Annotated in this window: 17 protein-coding genes and 1 pseudogene; 11 read left to right on the top strand and 7 right to left on the bottom strand. The window is 73.3% G+C overall.

The annotated features are described in order from the left end of the window. The 10 genes and pseudogenes from ABD067_RS15230 to ABD067_RS15185 form a co-directional block, all read left to right on the top strand. Positions 1-249, top strand: a pseudogene (locus tag ABD067_RS15230) (ABC transporter ATP-binding protein); the annotation flags it as partial. Next, positions 246-1,595, top strand: a complete 1,350-nt coding sequence (locus ABD067_RS15225; protein ID WP_343896195.1) for an HlyD family type I secretion periplasmic adaptor subunit — start codon at positions 246-248, stop codon at positions 1,593-1,595. The pseudogene ABD067_RS15230 and the gene ABD067_RS15225, both read left to right, overlap by 4 nt. A 178-nt stretch (positions 1,596-1,773) precedes the next feature. After that, positions 1,774-2,352, top strand: coding sequence for a dTDP-4-dehydrorhamnose 3,5-epimerase (gene rfbC, locus ABD067_RS15220; RefSeq protein WP_456305251.1), 579 nt, complete (start codon positions 1,774-1,776; stop codon positions 2,350-2,352). 20 nt (positions 2,353-2,372) lie between these two features. Further along, complete coding sequence (gene rfbB / locus ABD067_RS15215) at positions 2,373-3,461, top strand: dTDP-glucose 4,6-dehydratase (protein ID WP_343896194.1); 1,089 nt, start codon at positions 2,373-2,375, stop codon at positions 3,459-3,461. Beyond that, positions 3,458-4,393, top strand: a complete 936-nt coding sequence (gene rfbD / locus ABD067_RS15210; RefSeq protein WP_343896193.1) for a dTDP-4-dehydrorhamnose reductase — start codon at positions 3,458-3,460, stop codon at positions 4,391-4,393. Before rfbB ends, rfbD begins: the two co-directional genes overlap by 4 nt. A gap of 28 nt (positions 4,394-4,421) precedes the next feature. After that, positions 4,422-5,327 (top strand): glucose-1-phosphate thymidylyltransferase RfbA, encoded by a 906-nt coding sequence (gene rfbA / locus ABD067_RS15205; protein ID WP_343896192.1) that lies wholly within the window; start codon positions 4,422-4,424, stop codon positions 5,325-5,327. A 5-nt stretch (positions 5,328-5,332) separates the two neighbouring features. Continuing rightward, positions 5,333-9,295, top strand: coding sequence for a glycoside hydrolase family 99-like domain-containing protein (locus ABD067_RS15200; RefSeq protein WP_343896191.1), 3,963 nt, complete (start codon positions 5,333-5,335; stop codon positions 9,293-9,295). 50 nt (positions 9,296-9,345) lie between these two features. Continuing rightward, a complete protein-coding gene (locus ABD067_RS15195; RefSeq protein ID WP_343896190.1) occupies positions 9,346-9,792 on the top strand; it encodes a hypothetical protein in 447 nt (148 codons plus the stop codon). Between the two features lie 105 nt (positions 9,793-9,897). After that, complete coding sequence (locus ABD067_RS15190; RefSeq protein ID WP_343896189.1) at positions 9,898-11,118, top strand: polysaccharide pyruvyl transferase family protein; 1,221 nt, start codon at positions 9,898-9,900, stop codon at positions 11,116-11,118. A 160-nt stretch (positions 11,119-11,278) separates the two neighbouring features. After that, positions 11,279-12,400 (top strand): glycoside hydrolase family 71/99 protein, encoded by a 1,122-nt coding sequence (locus ABD067_RS15185; RefSeq protein WP_343896188.1) that lies wholly within the window; start codon positions 11,279-11,281, stop codon positions 12,398-12,400. Positions 12,401-12,419: 19 nt separating this feature from the next. Here the strand turns inward: ABD067_RS15185 and ABD067_RS15180 are convergent, their stop codons facing one another. The 7 genes from ABD067_RS15180 to ABD067_RS15150 form a co-directional block, all read right to left on the bottom strand. Next, complete coding sequence (locus ABD067_RS15180) at positions 12,420-15,452, bottom strand: hypothetical protein (RefSeq protein WP_343896187.1); 3,033 nt, start codon at positions 15,450-15,452, stop codon at positions 12,420-12,422. 252 nt (positions 15,453-15,704) lie between these two features. Next, positions 15,705-16,475, bottom strand: a complete 771-nt coding sequence (locus ABD067_RS15175; protein WP_343896186.1) for an N-formylglutamate amidohydrolase — start codon at positions 16,473-16,475, stop codon at positions 15,705-15,707. Between the two features lie 6 nt (positions 16,476-16,481). Continuing rightward, the gene (locus ABD067_RS15170) at positions 16,482-17,387 is read right to left on the bottom strand and encodes a transglutaminase-like domain-containing protein (protein WP_343896185.1); all 906 of its coding nucleotides are present in this window, start codon (positions 17,385-17,387) and stop codon (positions 16,482-16,484) included. A gap of 45 nt (positions 17,388-17,432) precedes the next feature. Beyond that, a complete protein-coding gene (locus tag ABD067_RS15165; RefSeq protein WP_343896183.1) occupies positions 17,433-18,395 on the bottom strand; it encodes a transglutaminase family protein in 963 nt (320 codons plus the stop codon). A 13-nt stretch (positions 18,396-18,408) separates the two neighbouring features. Beyond that, positions 18,409-19,482 carry an alpha-E domain-containing protein gene (locus ABD067_RS15160; RefSeq protein WP_343896182.1) on the bottom strand — a complete coding sequence of 358 codons (1,074 nt, stop codon included), beginning with the start codon at positions 19,480-19,482 and terminating at the stop codon, positions 18,409-18,411. Then, positions 19,475-20,899, bottom strand: a complete 1,425-nt coding sequence (locus ABD067_RS15155) for a circularly permuted type 2 ATP-grasp protein (RefSeq protein ID WP_408871560.1) — start codon at positions 20,897-20,899, stop codon at positions 19,475-19,477. Before ABD067_RS15155 ends, ABD067_RS15160 begins: the two co-directional genes overlap by 8 nt. A gap of 266 nt (positions 20,900-21,165) precedes the next feature. Next, on the bottom strand, positions 21,166-21,387 hold the full coding sequence (locus ABD067_RS15150; RefSeq protein ID WP_343896181.1) for a DUF2842 domain-containing protein: 222 nt from the start codon (positions 21,385-21,387) through the stop codon (positions 21,166-21,168). A gap of 147 nt (positions 21,388-21,534) precedes the next feature. Here ABD067_RS15150 and ABD067_RS15145 point away from each other — a divergent pair, with 147 nt between their 5' ends. After that, complete coding sequence (locus tag ABD067_RS15145) at positions 21,535-22,050, top strand: adenine phosphoribosyltransferase (protein WP_343896197.1); 516 nt, start codon at positions 21,535-21,537, stop codon at positions 22,048-22,050. The last annotated feature ends 24 nt before the right edge of the window (positions 22,051-22,074 follow it).

Genomic DNA, 22,074 nt, shown 5'->3' with positions numbered 1-22,074 from the left:
CTCGCGCGGGCGCTGGACGGGGCGCCGCGGCTGCTGCTGCTGGACGAGCCGGAAGCGGGGTTGGACGCCGCTGGCCGCGCCGCGCTGCGCGCCGCGGGGGCGACCGCGGCGCGCGGCGGGGGCGCCGCGGTGCTCTTGGTGACGCACGATCCCGCCCCCTGGCGGGGCGTGCTGGACGGCGTGCTCAGGATCGGCGCCGACGGCGCTTGGCGGGCGGAACGGGCCACGGCGGCGGAGACAGCGGCATGACACGGGCGGCGGCGGCGATGACGGCGGCGGACATGCTCGAAGCGGAGATGGAGGCGGCCCTGCCCGCGCCGTCGCTCCGGCGGATCGCGGCGGTGTCGCTCCTGGTGCTGGCGCTCGGTGCCGGGGGCTTGGGCGGCTGGGCGGCGGTGACGCCCATCGAGCGCGCGGTGATCGGCATCGGCTCCTTGGTGGCGGAAGGCCGGCGCAAGACCATCACCCTGCTGGAGCCCGGCATCCTCCGCACCCTGCTGGTCGCCGAAGGCGAGCGCGTGGCGGCGGGGCAGCCCCTGCTCCGCCTCGACACCACCCAGGCGGAGGCGGCCTCCAACCAGGCCCGCGCGGCCTATTGGGCGCAGGCGGCGCGCGCCGAGCGCCTGCGCGCGGAGCAGGCGGAGGCGCGGGAGATGCGCCTGCCCGAAGGCGCGGAGGCGGCGGCCGGCGACCCGGCCATCGCCGGCCTGATGGACGCCGAACGGCGCCTCTTCGCCGCCCGCTCCGCCGCCTTCGAGGGCGCGATCGCCCTGCAACGCACCCGCATCGCGCAGCTCCAGGAGCAAGCGGCGGCGATGGCGGCGCAGCGCGAGGCGACCGCGACGCGCCTTCGCGCCGTCCGCGAGGAGCTGGCGGGCGTCTCGCGCCTGCTCGCCCAAGGCTACGCCACCCGCACCCGGCAGTGGGAGTTGCAGCGCGCGGAGGCGGACGCGCTCGGCAACCTCGGCCAGTACCGCGCGCAGGAGGCGGGGAGCCGCGAGCAGATCGCGCAAGCGGAGTTCGAGATGTCGAACCTCCGCCTGAACCGCCAGCAGGAAGTGGCGCGCGAGCTGCAAGAGGCGCAGGCCCTGCTCGCCGACGCGCAGGAGCGGCTGCGCGGCGCGGCCGACGTGCTGCACCGGCGCGAGGTGGTCGCGCCCGAGGGCGGCACCGTCACCGACCTGAAGTTCTTCACCCCCGGCAGCAGCATCGGCGCCGGGCAGCCGGTGCTCGATTTGGTGCCGCTGGAGGACCGGCTCGTCGCGGAAGCGCGCGTCGCGCTGAACGACGTGGAGCTGGTGCGCGTCGGGCAGCCGGCGCGGCTCCGGCTCAGCGCCTTCCGCGCGCAGGAGCTGCCGTTGCTGGACGGGCGGGTGATCTACGTCTCGGCGGACCGGCAGACCGACCCGCAAGGCCAGGCCTACTTCCTGGCGCGCGTTGAGTTCGACCGCGCGTCCTTCGCGGAGCACGCGGGCGGCGTGCCGCTCAGCGCGGGCATGCCCGTGGAGGCGTACCTGATCGGCGAACGGCGCACGGCGTTGGATTACGTGCTCCGCCCGTTGCGCGACAGCATGCGGCGGTCGCTGAGGGACTGAGCGGCGATCGCGCCACAACCGGAACGTGCTGTCATCATTCCGGCTTCACTTTTAGGTTGATGAGCTGCTCACGAGATCGTTAACTGGCGCCAGACCAGTCGGGGAACTTCGCACGATGTCAGGCGCCGTAGACCTCCTCCCGCGCACCGAGCCGTCGCATCCGGGAGATGACCTGCGGTTGATCGGTCGCTCCGGCAACGTCACCGCCTGGGGCTTCGCCTCCGTCGAGGCGCCGATGCTGTTCGAGACGCGCCGCTTCGCCGACCCGCGCGGCGTCTTCTCCGAAACCTACAGCCGCCGGGACTTCGCGGCCCTCGGCCTCGTCGAGGAGTTCGTGCAGGACAACTGGTCGCTCTCGGAGCGCATCGGCACCGTGCGCGGGTTGCATTTCCAGCGCCGGCCGCACGCGCAGGGCAAGCTGGTCCGCGTGCTGCGCGGGCGCATCCTGGACGTGGCCGTGGACATCCGCAGCTCGTCCCCCACCTTCGGCAAGCACGTGGCGGTGGAATTGGCGGCGGGCGACGGCCGCATGCTGTGGGTGCCGGTCGGCTTCGCGCACGGCTTCTGCACGCTCGAGCCGAACACGGAAGTTGCGTACAAGGTGACGGCCGACTACGCGCCGGAGTCGGACGCCGGCATCGCCTGGGACGATCCGGCGCTCGGCATCGGCTGGCCGGTCGCCCCGGAGGACGCGCTGGTGTCCCGCAAGGACGCGCTGCTGCCCCCGCTCGGCGACCTCCCGGCGGTGTTCCCGTGAGCGGCGGAGAGAACGGCCCCATGCGCGTACTCGTGACCGGCGGCGCCGGTTTCATCGGCTCGGCCCTGGCGCGGCACCTGGTCCTGGACCTGGGCGCCTCCGTGCTGGTGGTGGACAAGCTCACCTACGCCGGCGACCGCCGGAACCTCGCGGCCTGCGAGGGCAAGCCCGGCTTCTCCTTCCTCCAGGCCGACATCTGCGACGCCGACGCCATGCGGGGCGCGATGGGGGCGTTCCGCCCGGACGCGATCGCCCACTTGGCCGCCGAGAGCCACGTGGACCGCTCCATCACCGGCGCGGCGCCGTTCATCCACACCAACATCACCGGCACCTTCACCATGCTGGAGGCGGCCCGCGCCCATTGGGAGTCGCTGGACGCCGCCGGGCGCGCGGCCTTCCGCTTCCTCCACGTCTCCACCGACGAGGTGTTCGGCTCGCTCGGACCGGACGACGCCGCGTTCAGCGAGACCACCGCCTACGACCCGCGCTCGCCCTACTCCTCCTCCAAGGCGGCGTCCGACCACCTGGCCCGAGCCTGGCACCACACCTACGGGCTGCCGGTGCTGGTCACGAACTGCTCCAACAACTACGGGCCCTTCCACTTCCCCGAGAAGCTGATCCCGCTCGTCCTGCTGAACGCCCTGGAAGGCAAGCCGCTGCCCGTCTACGGCAAGGGCGACAACATCCGCGACTGGCTGTTCGTGGAGGACCACGCGCGGGCGCTGGCCACGGCGCTCGGGCGCGGCGAGCCCGGCGAGACCTACTGCGTCGGCGGCCGGAGCGAGCGCCGGAACCTCGAGGTCGTGGAGACCATCTGCGACGTGCTCGACGCCTCGGCCCCGCCGCTGGCCGACGGCCGCCCTCGGCGCCAGCTCATAACCTTCGTGGCCGACCGGCCCGGGCACGACCACCGCTACGCCATCGACGCGGCGAAGGCCGAGCGCGAACTCGGCTGGCTGCCGCGTGAAACCTTCGAGAGCGGCCTCCGGCGCACCGTCGAGTGGTACCTGGCCAACGAGTGGTGGTGGCGCCCCTTGCGCGACAAGCGCTACGCCGGAGAACGCCTCGGCCTGCCGGCGACGAAGCCCGCCGCGATGGTGCCGGCGTGAGCGGGCGCGGCGAACACCGCCCGCTCCGCGTCCTGGTCGCCGGGCGCGACGGGCAGCTCGCGCGGGCGCTGGTGCCCGCCTTCGCCGGCGCCGGCTGGCGCGTCTCGGCGCTCGGCCGCGCCGACGGCCTCGACCTCGCGGGCTCGCCGAGCGCCATCGTGGCGGCGGTCCGCAGCGTGTCGCCCGACCTGGTGGTGAACGCCGCCGCCTACACCGCCGTGGACCGGGCGGAAAGCGAGCCGGACGCCGCCCTGGCCGTGAACCGCGACGGCGCCGGCGCCCTGGCCGCGGCGGCGCACGCGACCGGCGCGCCGGTGCTGCACGTCTCCACGGACTACGTGTTCGACGGCGACAAGGGCGCGCCCTACACGGAAACCGACCGGCCGACGCCCATCGGCGCCTACGGCCGCTCCAAGCTGGAGGGCGAGCGGGCGGTCCTGGCCGCGAACCCGCGCTCGGCGGTGGTGCGCACCTCCTGGGTCGTGTCCGCCACCGGGCAGAACTTCCTCCGCACCATGCTGCGGCTCGCCGAGACGCGCGACGAGGTCTCGGTGGTGAACGACCAGCGCGGCGCGCCCACCTTCGCCTCCGACCTCGCCGCGGCGGCGCTCCGCATGGCGCCGCGCCTGCTCCGCTCCCCGGCCGGGGACGAGGCCTTCGGCGTGTTCCACCTCTCGGGGGCGCCCGACACCACCTGGCACGGCTTCGCCGCGGCGGTCTTCGCCGGCGCGGCCTCGCGCGGGCAGAAGGTGCCGAAGCTCAACGCCATCCCGACCTCCGCCTACCCGACGCCGACGCGCCGCCCGGCCGACTCGCGGCTCGACTGCTCGCGCATCCTCGCCGTCCACTGCATCGCCCGCCCCGACTGGCGCCCGTCCCTGGAGCGCTGCCTCGGCCAACTCCTGCACGCCGAAGCCTCCGTCCCCGCCTGAACCCCCGACCACCGAAAGAGCAGACACCATGAAGGGCATCGTCCTCGCCGGCGGGGCCGGCACGCGCCTGCACCCCGCGACCCTCGCGGTCTCCAAGCAGCTCCTGCCGGTCTACGACAAGCCGATGGTCTACTACCCGCTGTCGGTCCTGATGCTGGCCGGCATCCGCGAGATCATGCTGATCTCGACGCCGCACGACCTGCCGCTGTTCCGGCGCATGCTCGGCGACGGCAGCCAGTGGGGCGTGAAGATCTGCTACGCCGAGCAGGACAAGCCGCGCGGCATCGCGCACGCCTTCGTCCTCGCCGAGGAGTTCCTGGACGGCGGCCCGTCCATGCTGGTGCTGGGCGACAACATCTTCCACGGCCACGACCTCGAAGCGCGGTTGGACGAGGCCGTCGCAAACCTCCGGCGCCCGGCCGAGGGCGGCGCGCTGCACGGCGCCGCCGTCTTCGCCTACCGCGTCTCCGACCCCGAGCGCTACGGCGTGGTGGAGTTCGACCGCGACGGCCGCGCGCTCTCCCTGGAGGAGAAGCCGCGCGCCCCGCGCTCCGACTGGGCCGTCACCGGCCTCTACGTCTACGACGGCTCCGCCCCCGCCCTGTCGCGCGCCCTCAAGCCCTCCGCGCGCGGCGAGCTGGAGATCACCGACCTGAACCGCGTCTACCTGGAGGAGGGCTACCTCCACGTCGGCCGCCTCGGCCGCGGCTACGCTTGGCTCGACACCGGCACCCACGACAGCCTGCTGGAAGCCGGCGAGTTCGTCCGCGCCATCGAGAAGCGGACCGGGCAGAAGGTGGCCGCGCCGGAGGAGATCGCCTGGCGCAAGGGCTTCATCGGCACGCCGGAGCTGCGCCGCCTCGCCGCCTCGCTCCGCTCCAGCGGCTACGGCGCCTACCTCGAAGGCCTGCTCCCCCGCTTGGCGGCCGCCTGACCCAGATGTCGGACTTCTTCGCCCAGCTCGAACGCCGCCGCGCCGCCTCCGCCCCCGCCCTCGACCCTGTTGTCGAGGAAGCGCTGGCGGCGGTGCCCGCCGAGGACACCGAAGCCCTGCACGCCGCCCGCAAGGCGGCGCTGCGCCGGACGAACCTGTTCGACAGCCGGTACTACCTGGAGCGCTACCCCGACATCGCCGAGGCCGGGGTGGACGCCTTCGACCACTTCTACGACCACGGCTACACCGAGGGCCGCTGCCCGAACCCGTACTTCGACCCGCTCTGGTACTCCGCCCGCAACCCGGACGTGGCTACGGGCGGCCTGCAACCGCTCTACCACTACGCCTTCCACGGCGACGCCGAGGGCCGCTCGCCCAGCCCGATGTTCGACACGGCTTGGTACCGCGAGCGCTACGGCATACCGGCCGGCGAGTGCGCCCTGTCGCACTACTTGGCGAACTGCACCACCGGGCGATTCAGCCCGATGCCGGACTTCGACGTCGACTACTACTGCAAGAACAGCCCGGACGTCGCCGCCGCCGGCGTGGATGCCTTTCTCCACTTCTGGTGCTACGGCTACAAGGAGGGCCGCAACCCCTCCGCCGCCTTCGACGTGCGCTTCTACGCCCAGCGCTACCTCCGCGGCGATTTGTCCGAAAACCCCTTCCCGCACTGGCTCGCCCGCCGCCACGAACCGGGCGTCCACGGCCGGATGCCGGAGGACGAGGTGTCGATCCCGCGCGAGGTGAAGCGCTTCACCAAGCCGGCCGCCGAGTTCGAGGAATTCGAGCCCCTCGCCGAGGACGTGGCGCGGCGCGTCAAGCTGCTGGCCTACTACCTGCCGCAGTTCCACGCCTTCCCCGAGAACGACTCCTGGTGGGGCAAGGGCTTCACCGAGTGGACCAACGTGCCCCGCGGCCTGCCGCGCTTCCGCGGCCACTACCAGCCGCGCGTGCCCCGCGACCTCGGCTTCTACTGCCTGGAGGGCAACGACCCCTTCCGCCGCCAGGTGGAGATGGCCAAGGCCGGCGGCGTCCATGGCTTCGTCTTCTATTACTACTGGTTCAACGGCCACCGCCTGATGGAAAAGCCGGTCGAGCGCTTCCTCGAAGACCGCTCCATCGACATGCCCTTCGCCCTGATGTGGGCGAACGAGAACTGGACCCGGCGTTGGGACGGCGCCGAGAGCGAGGTGCTGATCTCGCAGGACTACCGCGAGGGCGACGACGAGGCGATGGCGGCCGAGTTCGCCCGCCACTTCCAGGACCCGCGCTACATCCGCCTCCAGGGCCGGCCGGTGCTGATGGTCTACCGCCCCGGCATCATCCCGGACGCGGCGGAGACCGTCGCCCGCTGGCGCCGCACCTTCCGCGAGAAGTTCGGCGAGGACCCGATCTTCGTCATGGCGCAGGCCTTCGGCGACACCGACCCGGCCAAGCACGGCATGGACGGCGCCATCGAGTTCCCGCCGCACAAGCTGACGCAGCACCTGGAGCCCGTCTCAACCGGCCTGGAGATCCTGGACCCGGACTTCACCGGCAAGGTCTACCGCTACGAGACGGTGGTGCGGACCTCCTTGGAGGAGCCCGCGCCGGCCTTCCCGCTGATCAAAACCGCCGTGCCGAGCTGGGACAACGACGCCCGGCGCCAGGGCAACGGCCTGGTCATCACCGACTCCACCCCCGCCAAGTACGAGGCATGGCTCTCCTCGCTGGTGGACCGCGCGGTCGAGAAGCCGTTCTTCGGCGAGCCGATCGTCTGCATCAACGCCTGGAACGAGTGGTGCGAGGGCGCCTACCTGGAGCCCGACCTCCACTTCGGCGCCGCCTACCTCAACGCCACCGCCCGCGCTGTCACCGGCGCCAGCCGCGCCGGCACGGAAGCGCCGCCGCGCCTGTTGCTGGTGGGCCACGACGCCTTCCCGGGCGGCGCGCAGCAGCTCCTGCTCGGCATCGGCTCCACCCTGAAGCGCTCCTTCGGCGTCGACATCGAGTACCTGCTGCTCGACGGCGGCAAGATGGAGGCGGCCTACCGCAAGGTGGCGCCGACCACGGTGGCCAGCGGCGACGCCACCCTCCCGGCCCGCTTGGCGGCCCTCGCCGCCCGCGGCTTCCGCGGCGCCATCGTCAACACCACCGCCGCCGGCCGCGCCGTGGCGCCGCTCAAGGCCGCCGGCATCGAAGCGGTGCAGCTCGTCCACGAGCTGCCGCGCATCATCCGCGAGAAGCATTTGTCCGATGGCGCCCGCTCGGCGCTCCAGTTGGCCCGCAAGGTGGTGTTCCCGGCGCCCTTCGTGCGCGACCAGGTGCTCGACGAACTGGGCCTGAAGGCGGACGGGGAACGTTTCCTGCTCCGGCCGCAGGGCATCTACCGCGACCTGTCGGCGCCGCCGGACGCGCGGGCCAAGGTGCGGGCCGAGTTCGGAGTCGGGGACGAGGACCGGCTCGTGGTCGGCATGGGCTACGCCGACATGCGGAAGGGCTTCGACCTCTTCCTCCAGCTCTGGCGCCTGCTGCAATGGCGCGGGCCGCGGAAGGTCCACTTCTGCTGGCTGGGCGCCATGGACCCGGCGATGCAGGGCTGGCTCGCGGACGAGATCGCCGCCGCGCGCGCGACCGGCACCTTCCACATGCCCGGCCACCGCGACGACGTGGGCAGCGTGCTCCGCGCCGCCGACGCCTTCGCGCTCACCTCGCGCGAGGACCCGTTCCCCTCCGTGGTGCTGGAAGGGCTGGCCGCCGGCCTGCCGGCCTTCGCCTTCGACCGCACCGGCGGCATCCCGGACATGCTGCGCGCCAACGAGGGCGCCGGCACCGTGGTGCCCTACTGCGACGTGACGGCGATGGCCGAAGCGATGACCAAGGCGCTCCGCCCCACGGCGACGGAGGAAGAGGCTCTCAGGCGCGTCGCCGTAGCCTCCCGCTTCCGCTGGCGCCCCTACGTGCAGGACCTGCTGCGCCTCGCGCTCCCGGACCTCCCCTCCGTCTCGGTCGTGGTGCCGAACTACAACTACGCCCGTTACATGCACGAGCGCCTGGGCTCGATCTTCCGCCAGACCCACCCGGTCCAGGAGGTCGTGGTCCTCGACGACTGCTCCACGGACGACAGCCTGGAGGTGATCCCGGCCGTCGCCGCCAAGGCCGGGCGCGAGGTGCGCCTCGCCCCGAACAAGGCGAACTCCGGCTCCGTCTTCGCCCAGTGGCGCAAGGCCGCCGAGTACGCCAAGGGCGAGTTCGTCTGGATCGCGGAAGCGGACGATTTGTCCGATCCCGACTTCCTGGCCCGCGTCGTCGCGCTGATGAAGGACGACCCGAAGGTGGTGCTCGGCTTCTCCGACAGCCGCACCATCCACGCCGACGGCTCGCCGATGTGGGACAGCTACAAGGGCTACTACGCCACGGTGGAACCGAACGCGCTCTCCCGCACGGAGGTGATGCGGGCCGACGCCTTCGTCCGCCGCTTCCTCGGCGTGAAGAACCTCATCCTGAACGTCAGCGCCGTGGTCTGGCGCCGGGACGCGCTGCTCCGGGCGCTCGACGCCTGCCAGGAAGAGCTGCGCGGCTTCAAGATGGCGGGCGACTGGCGCCTCTACCTCGAAGCGCTGGCCCGGCCGGGCGCCCGCGTCGCCTACGAGGCGCGGCCGCTCAACGTCCACCGCCGGCACGCGCAGAGCGTGACCCACGCGCTCGACGGCGGCCGGCACGTTGAGGAGATCGCGCGCTGCCACGGCTTCGCGCAGAAGGCCCTCGGCGAGGAAGCGCCGCGCAAGGCGCAGCGCGCCTACCTGTCCGAGGTTGCCGCCCAGCTCGGCGCGGACCTGCCCGGCGATCCGCCGGCCGGACCGCTCCCCAAGAGGAAGCCGCCCCGGCCGTCCACGGCCCGGGCCGCCGAGGTGAAAACGTCCAAGCAGAAGGGCCCGGGCCGCCGCGCGGCGCGCCCCGGCGCCAGGAAGCGCGAGAAGGCCTGAACGGCCGCCGCGTCCGCCGACACCGACCCCCATCCATTCGAGGAGCAAGCATGTACATCCCGCCCTACGACGCCGTCCTGCACAACGCCGGCACCTCCCGCGAGGAGCTGAAGGACGCGACCGAGGTCACCATCCCCATGGGCCTCTTCAAGTTTCTGATGCAGCTCGCCGTCGCCAACGGCGACTTCAACGAGGCCGGCTACCTCAAGGCCAACCCGGACGTGGCCGAGGCGGTCGAGCGCGGCGAGATCGAGAGCGCGCGCCTGCACTACATCGGCTTCGGCTACTTCGAGGGCCGCCTGGGCGCCACGCCGGACGTGGACGAGCGCTGGTACCTCCGCGCCAACCCGGATGTCGGCGCGGCGGTGAAGGCCGGCAAGCTGTCCTCCGCGCGCGAGCACTTCACCCTGGCCGGCGCCGGCGAGTGGCGCAGCCCGAGCCCGCGCTACGAGGGCGACGCGCAGCAATGGAAGAAGGCGCTGGAAGAGGCGGCCTGAGCCGCCGAGCGCCGACGCGACGCCCCGCCCGCCTGCGAGGCCGGGCGGGCGGGCCTCGCCCGATTTGACACACAAGCATTCTCCGGGCCGGGGAGGCCGACCGAGTTGACCGACGGACAGAAGACGCATTTGAAGATCTCCCTGCCCGGTAAGCGGGCCTGCTTCTGGGGCGCGCCCGCGCACGCCGTCACGACGGGCAACCTGCCCGCGAAGCTCGCCGCCACCGGCGCCAACACCGGCAACCTCTTCATCGGCCACGGCCTGTTCCACGGGCTGGACTGCGCCAGGAAGGCGTTCCACCCCGGCTTCGGCGCCATCCCGGCGGAGCGGCTGCACGAGCACTTCGACCTGGTGGTGATCCCTGCCTCCAACTTCGTCGGCAACGGCGTCGACCTCACGGACCACGCCGATTACTTCGCGCGCTCCAAGGTGCCGCTGTTCTGCTTCGGCCTCGGCTCCCAGGTGCTGCCCGGGCAGGAGGTGGCCCTTAAGCCCGGCACCGAGCGGTTCCTGCGCCTTTTGTCCGAACGCGGCGGTTCCGTCGGCGTCCGCGGCGCCTTCACCGCCGAGGTGCTGTGGAACCTGGGCATCCGCAACGTCAGCATCACCGGCTGCCCGTCGCTGCTCAACCTGCGGCCCTCCACGGTGGCGAAGCTGGCGGCGTCGAAGCCCTCGCTCGACAAGATCGCGGTGAACTTCTCCAACAACGTGCGCCGGCACTCGATCGCCGCGACCGGCATGCGCGCCAGCGAGAACGCGCTGTTCCAGCGCGTCATCCACGAGAACGCCTACTACATCCTCCAGAACGAGACGCCGGAGATGGCGCTGCTCGACGCCATGGCGCGGAACGACGCCGCGGCCGCTTCCGCCGTGCTGCCCCGGATCGCCGAGCTGTTCGACGTGTCCGGCTCGCGCGAGGACGTGCGGCGCTTCCTGGAAGGCCGCATCCGCGTGTTCTTCTCCGTGGAGGACTGGGTCGGCTGCATGGGCACCATGTCCGCCTCCCTCGGCTCGCGCTTCCACGGCAACGTCGCGGCGCTGCTCGCGGGCACGCCGGCGCTGTTCCTGGTCCACGACATGCGGACGCTGGAACTGTGCGAGCTGCTGCGCGTGCCGCACCTCGTCCTCGACCGCGCCGTGCCGGCCGAAGAGACGGTGGAGCGCCTGCTCGCCGCGGATTACCGCCCCTTCGCGCGCCAGTTCGAGCGGCTGATGATGGAGTGGCGCCTCTTCCTGCACCGGAACGGCCTCGGCTCCGAGCTGGTGACGGAAGGCGCGGAAACCGCCGAAGCGCCGGCGAAGGCCGAGCTGGCGCTCACCGCCTGACACCATTCGGTACGCGTCTTGACCCGTCCCCTCCCGTCATCCCCGCAGAAACGGGAACCCAGGCCGCCCCGCGCCGGGGCGCCCGGCCATAGCTGGCGCCCGCCTCAGCGGCGGCGCGGAACGGATCAGGCCTCGAGCGGTGCGGCATGAGCCCCGGGCGGTGACGGCCCGGGGGGGGGCGCGCCGCGCCTTCCTGCGCGGCGGTCTGGCGGCGGTGCTGGCGGCACGCGGCGCCGTGGCTGCCTCGCCGCCGCGTCGGCCCGTCCTCGGCGCGATCCGCTGGGACGCGTGGCAAGCGCCCGGCACGCCCACCACGCGGGCCGTCGAGCGCAGCCTGTCGCCCGCGCCCTGGCGCCACCGCCTGCCCTTCTTCGCCGAGGTCGCGCCGGACGGGACGGTGGCGATCGACGGCGGCCGGCAGGAGGTGATGGACCGCGAGATCGAACTCGCGGTCGAAGCGGGCCTGGGCTTCTGGGCCTTCGTCGCCTATCCGCGCGAGAGCCCCATGTCGGCGGGCCTCCGCCTGTACCTCGCCTCCACGCAGCGCCGCGGCCTCCGCTTCTGCATGGCGTCGGAGCTGGTGCAGTGGGGCCGCGCCGCGCAGCCCTCGGCCGAGCTGCTGCGGTGGCACGCCGAACTCCTCGCGCACCCGGACCACATGCGCACGCCGGCGGGCCGGCCGCTCTACTTCCTCGGCTTCATGACGGAGCGGCTGATCGCCGAGCGCTGGGGCGGGACGGACGGCCTGCGGGACGCGGTGTCCGCCTTCCGCGCGCTCGCCCGCGAGGCCGGCGCCGCCGATCCCTACCTGGTGGTCATGGCGAGGCCCGACCCCGGCGCGGGCTTCGTGCGCGCCATCGGCGCCGACGCGCTCGGCGCCTACACCATCGCCGACGGCCGCGCCGCTGACGCGCCCTACTCGGCGCTCGCGGAACTCGCCGAGCGCCGGTGGGACGAGATGGCGGACACGGGTGTCGAGGTGGTGCCGACCGCCATGGCCGGCTGGGACCGCCGGCCCCGCGTCGAGAACCCCGTCCCTTGGGAAGCGTGGCAGCGCCCCGGCGCGGGGATGGACCGATTCTACCACCCGGGCACCGCTCAGGAGATCGCGGCGCACCTCCGCCGCTGCGTGGACTGGGTGGCGGCGCGGCCGAGCGCCGCCCCGGCCGGGGCGGCGCTGGTCTACGCGTGGAACGAGAACGACGAAGGCGGGTGGCTGGTGCCGACCCTGCCCTTCGACGACTCGCGGCTGAAGACCCTCCGGCGCGCGCTCCCGCGCTGAGGCCGGCCGGTCGGTGCCGTCAGAGGAGCGCCAAGTCGTGGGCCGAGGACGGCGTGTGGCCCCCTTGGCCACCGATCCCTTGGCCACCGATCCCGGCGAACTCGTGTGCGTCGCCCGGGTCGTGAGGCAGGTCGGTGGCGTGCGGCTTGACGCCCTTCTCGGGCGCCTCCGGCGCGAAAGGGGCCATCGCCTCGTCCCAAGCGTTGCTTTCGCCCGAAACGACGATCAGGGAAGGCGCGTCGTGCCCGGTCCCGCCACTGAGCGGCGCCGGTTCCGGCTTCGCCGCGGGAGCTTCGCCGGGAGCGCGCCCCCGGGCCAGCCCGACGTCCAGCACCAAGGTATCCGCGGGCGTGCCTTGCGAAGCCTCGCCCGGGACGAAGGTGTGGATCGGGGCCGGCTCCGCCCCGCCTTTGCCCTGCTGCCACAGGTTAGGGATGTGCACTGTCGAATCGGCGTCGGCCAAGGCGGGGCCGGCTGTGCCGTCGCCGGCTGCGTCCTTGTCCGCCATGGACCTCTTCGAATCCTGGTCGGCACCGGGGGGGGACGCCGGTTGTTGGTCCGCGTTCTGCGCGGCCTCGACCGGTTGCAGGGGGGCGTCCCCGGCATGCTGATCGGGTTGCGGCGCGTCCGCGTCCAACGCGGCGGCTTTGCCCGCCGGCGGGTCCGCGTCGCCTGCGCGCTTCGGGCCCGTCGAAGGCTCCGCGACGGGGTCGGCGGGCGCGGGCGCGGTCTTCGACGGCTGGACGGGTGCGTCCGCGTCCGCCTTCGGACCGGCTTTGCCCGTTTGCGGAGGCGCCTCGGCCAGGACCGGCGCGGGCTTGTTCGGTTGCGGAGGTGCTTCGGCGTCCGCGCGCGGCAGCGCCTTCGACGACGCGGGCACGTCGGCCAGGAGCGGAGGGGCTTCGGCCGGCTGCGTAGGTGCGTTCTGTGCGGCTTTCGTCGGCTGCGCCGGCGCGTCCGAATGCGACTCGGCCTTGCCCGGCTCGGCGAGCGCGCCGGCCAAGCCGGAAACGGATTTGCCTTGCTGGGCGGAGCCGTCGGCGAGGTCCGAAGCGGCCTTGGTTTGTGGGGGAAGCGCGTCGGCCACACCAGCGGCCGCTTTGGTCGGTTGAGCCGGGGCGTCGGCTTGGCCGGGAGCGGGCTTGGTCTTTGGGCCGAGCGCGTCGGCGAGGCCGGGGACGGCCTTTCCCGGTTGCGCCGGCGCGTCGGCGCCAAGTGCGACCTTCGCGGGCTGGGCGAGCGCGTCGGCCGAGCCGGGCGCCGCCTTCGCGGGCTGGGCGAGCGCGTCGGCCAGAACCGGCGGCGCCTTGGCGGGCTGCTGCGCCGGCGCATCCGCGAGCGACCCGGCCTTGCCCGATTGGGTTGGGGCGTCGGCTGGGCCGGGAACGGCCTTGGTTGTTGGGCCGAGCGCGTCGGCGAGGTTGGGGACCGCCTTGACCGGCTGGGTGAGCGCGTCGGCCGGGCCGAGGACGGCTTTGCCCGGCTGGGCCACGGCGTCGGTTAGGCCGGGCGCGGCCTTGGTCGGCTGGGCCACAGGGAGGTCCGCGGGCGAAGCGGCTTTGGAAGGATGGGCGTGCGGGTCCGCGAGAACCCCCGCGGCTTTCATCGGGCCGGATGCGCCGCCCGTCGCCTCGGTTTGGGCGGCCTTTTCGGTAGCCGCGTCGACCTTGATATGGCCGAGCGTGGCGCCGTGCGCCGGTCCTTGGTCCTGGACCGCGGCGGCCCCCAATGTTGCCAGGGCGGTCTTGGCCGCGGCCTGCTCGACCGCGTCGGCGTGGGCTCGGGCGTTGTCCGCGTTGGTGGAGACCGCGGATGGCGCGTCCTTCGCCTTGGTCGGCCCGGGCGCGTCGGTCGTCCCCCGGCCCGCGTCGGCCTTGGTTTCCACGACCTCGACGGCCTTCGCTTTCGTGTCCGCGAGCGGCTTGGCCGGCTTCTGGGCCGTGCCGGAGCCGCTTTCGGCGGCGAGGCTGATGTCCTTCGCCCTGGCCTCTACCGGCGTTTCGGGGGGCTCGCAGACCTCCGCCACCGCGGCCTTCTCGTCGGCGACGACGTCCCGCGCCTTGGTCCGACTTGTCGCTTCGGCCGCCGTCGCGTCGCGGCCGTGGCCCGTCGCCGCCGCCTTGCTTTCTACGGCGGGGGCGGCGTCGGCGGCCTTGTCCTGGGCAGCGGGCGCCTCGACGCGGTCCGGGCGCGCGGCGGCGTCGGGCGCGGGCGGCGCTTCCTTCGCCGCCGCCGGTTGCGCGGCGGCGTCGACGGTGGCGCGGCCCTGCTCGGCTTTGGCGCCCTTCACCGCCGCTTGGTCGCGGTCCTCGGCGCGCGTCTCCGAAAGGGTATCCGGGCGCGCGACAAAGGCCGCCGCGGCGACGCTCGCTTCCCCCACTGCCGGACCGCGGAGGGCGGCCGCCCCGTCGTTGGCGAGGGGCGCCCTGGCGTCCGTGGCGGCCTGCTCCGGCTTGCGGAGCACCACGACGTCCGCGCGCTCCGCGCCGGCCGGCCGGGTTTCGAGCGGTGCGCCGCCGCCGCGCGCCGCCGCCCGCCGAGCGGCGGCGGCCGGATCGGCCCTGCCGGACAGCGGGCTGGAAAAGGACGCGGTGTCCACGCCCATGTCCAAGAAGCCGTTTGCCGGCCCGGCGGCCTTGCTGGTGAGCACCGGCTTGAGGGCGTCGTGCGCCGCCGCGGCTTTCCGCACCGCCGGCGCGTCGACGGCGGCGGCGGTCCAAATGCTTCCGCGACCGCCGCCCGCCCACGCGTCGCCTCCGGCGTTGCCGCGGCGGCGATCGGACGGCTCGTCGAGGTTGGCCAGTGCCGCGAGGGACGCTGCGGAGATGCCGAGTCCGAGCGCCTCGGTGCCGGACATCGGGCCGCGGAACCGCTCGCGGAGCATCTCGCGGTTCCAGCGCCTGTGGCTCTCAGCCTCTTCGGCCCGTGAAAAGACGCTGACCTCGGGGCTGTCTGGGCGGGGCCAGCGCTTCGGGTCGTCCTCGAAGAACGACGCGTCGGCGGCGGACCTCCCGCGCGGCCAGGGCATGCGGGTGCGGGTGCGGCGCGCCATGGCTCAAATGCTCCCTGCCGGAAGCCGGGCCGCGCCGACGAGCACCATCCGGGACGCCGCTCCCGGACACGCGGCGGAGCGCACCAGGGCGAGGGGGCCGCGGGCGCGGCCTCCTCATGCTCGACGGGCCGCGCCGGAGCCGGACCTCGATCCTCAGGAGGTCCATAGTATGCAGTATTCCGAGTCCGTCTGCCCCGGACCCGAAACAAACATGCTGACGAATGCGAGATCGTGCCGGTGTGGGGGAGCGGGTCAGCGGCGGCCGGTCGTGCCCGCCTCGCCCGCCACGTCGGCGAAGGCCGGGGCGAGCCGCGCCGCCCACGCGTCCGCCTCCTCTGCGGTGGCGATCAGGTCTTGCCGCACCTCCAGCAACACGGCGTCCAGCCCGCGCGCGTCGCCGTGGACCGGCACGGTGTAGTCGTGCTGCTCCGGCTCGATGCGGTAGGGCTCGTTGTCGCCGACGGCGCCGGGGCCGAGGTCGGCGGCCAGCCGCGCCACCATCGCGCGCCCGAACCGCTCGGCGCGGGCGTAGAGCACGCCGGCCAGCCACGGCCGGGCTACGCCGAGGAAGACGGGCGTGAAGCTGTGCACGCCGACCACGACCGTCCGCTTGCCTTCCGCCGCGCGCCTGTCGAGCAGCCGCGCCACCGCGGCGTGGAAGGGCCAGAAGCACATCGCTTCCCGACGCGCCCCCTCGTCGGCCGGGAGGTCGAGGTTGCCGGGTATGTCCGTGTCCTCGCTCCGCACAGGGATGCTGGTGGGCGCGCCGGGCGGGCGGTTGCAGTCGATCAGCAGCCGCGAGTAGCCGGACAGGAACAGCGGCGCGTCCAACCGGCGCGACAGCCCGCGCGCGAGGTCGGCCGCCCCGATGTCCCAGGCGATGTGCCGCCCGAGGTCGCGCGGCCCGAGGCCCAACCCCGCGTAAGGCGCAGGGATGCGGTTTGAGGCGTGCTCGCAGAGCAGCACGTAAGGGGAGGCGCCGCCCTCGTTGACGGTCGTGACGGCGGGCGGTTCGGCCTCCACGTCCCCTCAGCCGACCGCCATGTCGCGCTGCGCCGGGCCTTGGCCGGAGGAGCGGTCCGGCACCAGCCCCGCGGCCTCGCCGCGCCGCGCCGCCTGGGCTGCTTCCGCGCCCACCTCCTCCGTGACCACCTCGAAGCCCGCGAGCGTGCAAGGGCCGAAGGTGGTGGAGATCGCCACGTCCGTCGCGTCGCGCCCGCGCGCCATGACGATGCGGCCGATACGCGGGAAGTTGTGCCGCGCGTCGAAGGTGTGCCAGCGCCCACCCAGGTACGCCTCGAACCACGCGCTGAAGTCCATCGGCGAGTCGGCCGGGGGCACGCCGATGTCGCCGAGGTAGCCGGTGGCGTATCGCGCCGGGATGTTCATGCAGCGGCAGAACGCCACGGCGAGGTGGGCGAAGTCGCGGCACACGCCCTTGCGCTCCATGTAGCCGTCCCACGCCGTGCGGGTGGAGCGGGCGTGTTCGTAGCCGAAGGTGATGCGCTCGTGGACGTAGCCGCAGATCGCCTGCACCCGGCCCCAGCCGGGCGGCGTGTTCCCGAACAAGGACCACGCGGTGTCGGACAGCCGGTCGGTGTCGCAGTAGCGGCTGCCCATCAGGTACACCAGCACGTCGTCCGGCAGGTCCTCCACCCGGTGCTGCTCGGCGTCCGGCGCGGCGGGGTCCGGGGTGCCGGGGTCGCGGACGAGGAAGTCGTTGGAGATCACCAGCCGGCCCTCGGGCGCCACCAGCCGGGTGATGGTGTTGCCGAAGCCGTCCAGGTAGTCGCGCGCCTCTGCCGGCCGGTCGAAGCGGATGCGGTGCTCGCCCTCGACGTCCGGCAGGCGCTCGGGGCGGACGCTGAGCGCCAGCAGCATCGGGGTGGGCTGGGTGCAGTCGTAGGTGATCTTGTAGCCGGCGCGGATCAGCATGGGGGGTTCGTCTCCGGTATCGTCGTCGCGTTCGGATCGGTGGTTTCAGACCAGCGCCGCGTCGGACGCGGCGGGGGAGGGGGGCGCCGCGTGTTCGGCGGCCGCCCCGGGCGCGGCGTCGCCGACGCCGCCCGGTTCCGCGGAGGTGACGTGGACCTCCACCTCCATCCCTAGGCTGTCGGCGGGGAAGCCGGTCCAACTTCCCGCCAGCGGCACCGCTTGCGACGCTTGGCGCGCCACGGCGACGCGGATCAGGTCGCGGTTGCCGACGATGCCGTTGGTCGGGTCGAACTCCACCCAGCCGGCGCCGGGGAGGTACACGCGGACCCAGGCGTGGGTGGAGCCGCCGCCAACGTGCCCGTCCCCGTCGCGCCCCGGGGAGTAGAGGTAGCCCGAAACGAAGCGCGCCGCGAAGCCGAGCGAGCGCACCGCTTCCATCATCAGCACAGCGAAGTCGCGGCAGGTGCCGCTGCCGAGCTTGAGCGTGCGGCCGGGCGGCTGCGTGCCGCCGCCCTCCCGCGCGACGTAGGCGAATTCGTTCCGGATGGCGTGCGTCATCTCCGACAGCAGCTCCAGCGTGTCCGTCGGCCCGCCCGCCCGCGCGAACCGGCGCGCCCAGCGGTCCACCTCGCGCTCGGGATCGGGGAAGTGGCGCTCGATGGAGCGGCCGAGGTCCGCCCCTTCTTCCGGCCCGTAGGAGAACGGCCAGATCGCCCCGTGCTCATCGAGGTGGAGGTCGTCGGCGCCGCTCGGCTGGTGGTCCAGGCGCACGTAGCTGTCGAAGCGCAGTTCGGCGGCGCGGCCGGAGAAGCGGGCGACGGCGACGCTGTTGCCGAACACGTCGTGCAGCCAGCGCACGCCGGACGGCGCGGGGCTGATGTCGAGCCGCGCGTCCAGGATGCGCTGGTCGTGCCCTTCGCGCGGGCGGAGCATCATCCGGTGCTCGCCGAACGCCACGGGCTGGCGGTACCGGTAGGTCGTGGTGTGGCGGACGGCCAGGAGCGGCATGGGATCGGTCGCTCTAGTTCTGGACCGGGGGCAGGGGCGGCAGCGGCGGCCACCACTCGAACCCCGATCCGGATTGCGATTGCGACTGGGACTGCGACCCGGACGGCCCGGATTGCGACTGGCTCTGCTGCGCCCGGCCATGCCCGAAGAACGTGTCGGAAAGGTCGGCGGTGACGGCGATGAACTGCCGTTGGAGCAGGTCCAGGAACTCGTGCAGCCCCTTCTTGAGGATCGCGCCGATCGACAGCGTGCTGAGGACGGAGTGCAGCCGGTCCAACTCCTCCGCCGCGCCCGTCCCTCCCCGCAGGTTGTACTGCGAACGCAAGCCGTCGAGCAGCGCCGCGGCTTCCCGCACGCAAAGCGCGACCGAGCGCGGGAACCGCGCGTCCAGCAGCAGGAAGCCGGCCACCCGCGTCGGGGTGATGCCCTCCGGGTGGATCTGCCGGAACGCTTGGTAGCCGGCCGCCGACCGCAGCAGCGCGTTCCACTGGCTCACGTCGAGCGGCGAGCCGACGTCCGCCGGGTCGGGCAGGAGCAGGTGGTACTTGATGTCGAGCAGGCGCGTGGTCTGGTCGGCGCGCTCGATGTAGCGGCCCATCCGGCAGAAATGCCAGCCCTGGCCGCGGTAGAAGGTGCCTTCCAGCACCCCGACATGCGTCTGGCACGCCTCCTTCACCTGCCCGAACAGCCGCGCGCGGTTGCCCGCCGCCAGCGCGCCGTCGCCCAGCGCGCCGAGCTTGTTGTGGAGCACGTTCACCTGGGTCCACATCTCGTTCGAGATCAGCGGCCGGAGCGCGCGGGCGTTCTCCCGCGCCATGCGCACGGCGGAGACGATGGATGTCGGGTTCGTGGCGTCCGTGACGTAGAAGCGGAGCACGGACTCGGCCGTGGCCTTGCCGTGCAAGCCCTCGAACCGCGCCTCGTCGCCGTGGAGCTGCAGGACCGAGCGCCAGTTCTGCCCGCCGCGGCTGTCGCGCGAGAAGGTCTCGTTCACGTCGAGGATGCGCGCGAGGTTCTCCGCCCGCTCGACGTACCGCGCGAGCCAGAACAGGCATTCCGCGTAGCGGGAGAGCAGGACGTCAGCCAAGGACCCAGGTGTCCTTCGAACCGCCGCCCTGCGACGAGTTGACCACCAGCGAACCGCGCCGCAGCGCCACGCGCGTCAGCCCGCCGGGCAGGACCCAGGTCTTCGCCCCCGTGACCGCGAAGGGCCGCAGGTCCACGTGGCGCGGCTCGACCCGGCCTTCCACCAGGGTCGGCGCGACCGAGAGCGCGAGGCAAGGCTGGCTGATGTAGTTCGCCGGTTCCGCCAGCAGCCGCGCCCGGCACTCCTCCAGCTCCCGCCGGCTCGCCCGCGGGCCGATGGTTATGCCGTAGCCGCCGGCCTCGCCCACCGGCTTCACCACCAGCTCCTCCAGGTGGTCGAGCGTGTACTTCAACGCGTCCGGCTCGCGGCAGATGTGGGTGTCGACGTTGGCCAGGATCGGGTCCTGGTCCAGGTAGTAGCGGATGGCCCGCGGCATGTAGGCGTACACCGCCTTGTCGTCGGCGACGCCGGTGCCCACCGCGTTGGCCAGCGCCACCTTGCCGGCGCGGTAGGCGCGCATCAGGCCGGGCACGCCCAGCGCGCTGTCGGGGCGGAACGCCTCCGGGTCCAGGTAGTCGTCGTCGATGCGCCGGTAGATCGCCTCCACGCGGGCGAGGCCGCCGGTGGTGCGCATCCACACGCGGTCGTCCTCCGTGACCAGGAGGTCGCGCCCCTCCACCAGCGGCACGCCCATCTCGCGGGCCAGGAACACGTGCTCGAAGTAGGCGGAGTTGTACGGCCCGGGCGAGAGCAGCACCACCTGCGGGTCCGCCACCGGCGGCGCCACCTCGCGCAGCGCCCCGAGCAGCCGGGAGCCGTAGTCGGCCACCGGGCGGAGCTCCACGCCCTCCAGCATGTCGGGGAAGGCGCGCAGCATCATGTGCCGGTTCTCGACGACGTAGCCGACGCCCGACGGCGTGCGGGCGTTGTCCTCCAGCACCATGAAGCCGCCCGACGCGTCGCGCACGATGTCCGTGCCGCAGACGTTGACGTAGGTGCGGTGCGGCAGGTCCACGCCGCGCATGACCGGCCGGTAATTGGCGTTGCCGAGGACCAGGTCGGCCGGGATCACCCCGTCGGCCAGGATCTTCTGGTCGTGGTAGATGTCGTGCAGCAGGTGGTTGAGCGCCGAAACGCGCTGGCACACCCCGGACTCGATCGTTGCCCAGTCCTCCGCCGAGAGGACGCGCGGGATGCAGTCGAAGGGCAGCACGCGGTCCGCCGCGTCGCGCTCCGAATACACGGTGAAGGTGATGCCGAGGTCGCGCAGCTCCGCGTCGGCGTCGGCGGCGCGCCGCTTCAGCTCGTCCAGCGTGAGGGCCGCGAGCCGGTCGCGCACCGTCTGGGCCGCGCCGCCCTGCGACATTTCGCACCAGAACGCGCCGGGATCGTAACCGTTGAGGACCGCGTCGGGCATGCCTTTTTCCTAACCGCCCGAAGCCGGCGGGGTTCGCTCTTGCGCCCCGTATCTTGCACGTCCCATGCCATCCCGCACCCCTGCCTTGGGCGCTCCGCAAGCCCGCCCTGCGCCCAGACCGGGCAGGCCGCACACGCGGCAGGCAGGGCGGCGCCGGTCGCGGCCGGCGCCCGACCCGGGAAGGGAGGCGTCTTCGACGGCAGACGGCCGGGACGCCCCGGAACTTCGGCGGCGGAGTCGTGCCCGGTGCGGCCCCGACCGGCGCGTCAGGCCTTCCGCGTGCGCCGTGGCGGGGGCGGGTCCTTCCGCGCCGCCCAGTACATCAGCCTTTGCGCCGGCCAAGCCCAGGCGACGCCGGCAAGGACGAAGTAGGCGGTTTGCACGGTCCAATGCAGTTCGAGCACGCGGTCGGCCAGCGCCACCACGGCGCCGACGTAGAGCAGGAATCCGAGCAGGCCGATGAGGAGGGCGACGGCGACGCGAGGCATGTCCCCGTACATGGCCCGCAGGTGCCGCCCGGCCAAGCCCTCTCGGACGCTGGCGGCGGCCCAGGTTGCCCCCCTCCGGCACGGCCCCTATGGTCCGCGCCCATGCCCGACGCGACGACGACGACGATCCTCCGCGACGACGAAAGCATCGATCTGCGCGAGCACATCCGCGGCATCCCCGACTTTCCGAAGCCGGGCATCCTCTTCTACGACATCTCCACCCTGCTGCGGCACGGCCCGGCGTGGTCCGCCGCCATGGCGCGACTCGGCCGCGCGATCCGCCCGCACCGGCCGGACCTGCTCGCCGGCATCGAGAGCCGCGGCTTCCTGATCGCCGCGCCCCTGGCTTTGGAACTGGGCCTCGGTTTCATCATGCTCCGCAAGCGCGGCAAGCTGCCGGGCGAGACGGTCGGCCTCGACTACGCGCTGGAATACGGCACGGACCGCATCGAGATGCAGGCCGACGCGGTGGAGCCGGGGCAGCGCGTGGTTCTGCTGGACGACCTGCTCGCCACCGGCGGCACCATGGCCGCGGGCGTGCGGTTGCTGCGGCAGGCCGGCGCGGTGGTGCCGGCGGTGGCGGCGCTGATCGAGCTCACCTTCCTGGAGGGCCGCGCCCGGCTGGACGTGCCGTGCGAGACCCTGCTGCGCTACGACTCATGACGCCGCCGCCGCCGCCGGCCGCCC

The sequence above is a fragment of the Craurococcus roseus genome, from assembly GCF_039523795.1.
Classification (GTDB): Bacteria; Pseudomonadota; Alphaproteobacteria; order Acetobacterales; family Acetobacteraceae; genus Craurococcus; species Craurococcus roseus.
Note: the sequence above shows the minus strand (reverse complement) of the source record. Positions and strands in the feature narration are given on the sequence as shown.

Coding starts and splice junctions, on each gene's coding strand:
- ABD067_RS15225 (WP_343896195.1), top strand. CDS start 246: ATGACACGGGCGGCGGCGGCGATGACGGCGGCGGACATGCTCGAAGCG.
- rfbB (WP_343896194.1), top strand. CDS start 2,373: ATGCGCGTACTCGTGACCGGCGGCGCCGGTTTCATCGGCTCGGCCCTG.
- rfbA (WP_343896192.1), top strand. CDS start 4,422: ATGAAGGGCATCGTCCTCGCCGGCGGGGCCGGCACGCGCCTGCACCCC.
- ABD067_RS15200 (WP_343896191.1), top strand. CDS start 5,333: ATGTCGGACTTCTTCGCCCAGCTCGAACGCCGCCGCGCCGCCTCCGCC.
- ABD067_RS15195 (WP_343896190.1), top strand. CDS start 9,346: ATGTACATCCCGCCCTACGACGCCGTCCTGCACAACGCCGGCACCTCC.
- ABD067_RS15180 (WP_343896187.1), bottom strand. CDS start 15,452: ATGGCGCGCCGCACCCGCACCCGCATGCCCTGGCCGCGCGGGAGGTCC.
- ABD067_RS15170 (WP_343896185.1), bottom strand. CDS start 17,387: ATGCTGATCCGCGCCGGCTACAAGATCACCTACGACTGCACCCAGCCC.
- ABD067_RS15165 (WP_343896183.1), bottom strand. CDS start 18,395: ATGCCGCTCCTGGCCGTCCGCCACACCACGACCTACCGGTACCGCCAG.
- ABD067_RS15155 (WP_408871560.1), bottom strand. CDS start 20,899: ATGCCCGACGCGGTCCTCAACGGTTACGATCCCGGCGCGTTCTGGTGC.
- ABD067_RS15150 (WP_343896181.1), bottom strand. CDS start 21,387: ATGCCTCGCGTCGCCGTCGCCCTCCTCATCGGCCTGCTCGGATTCCTG.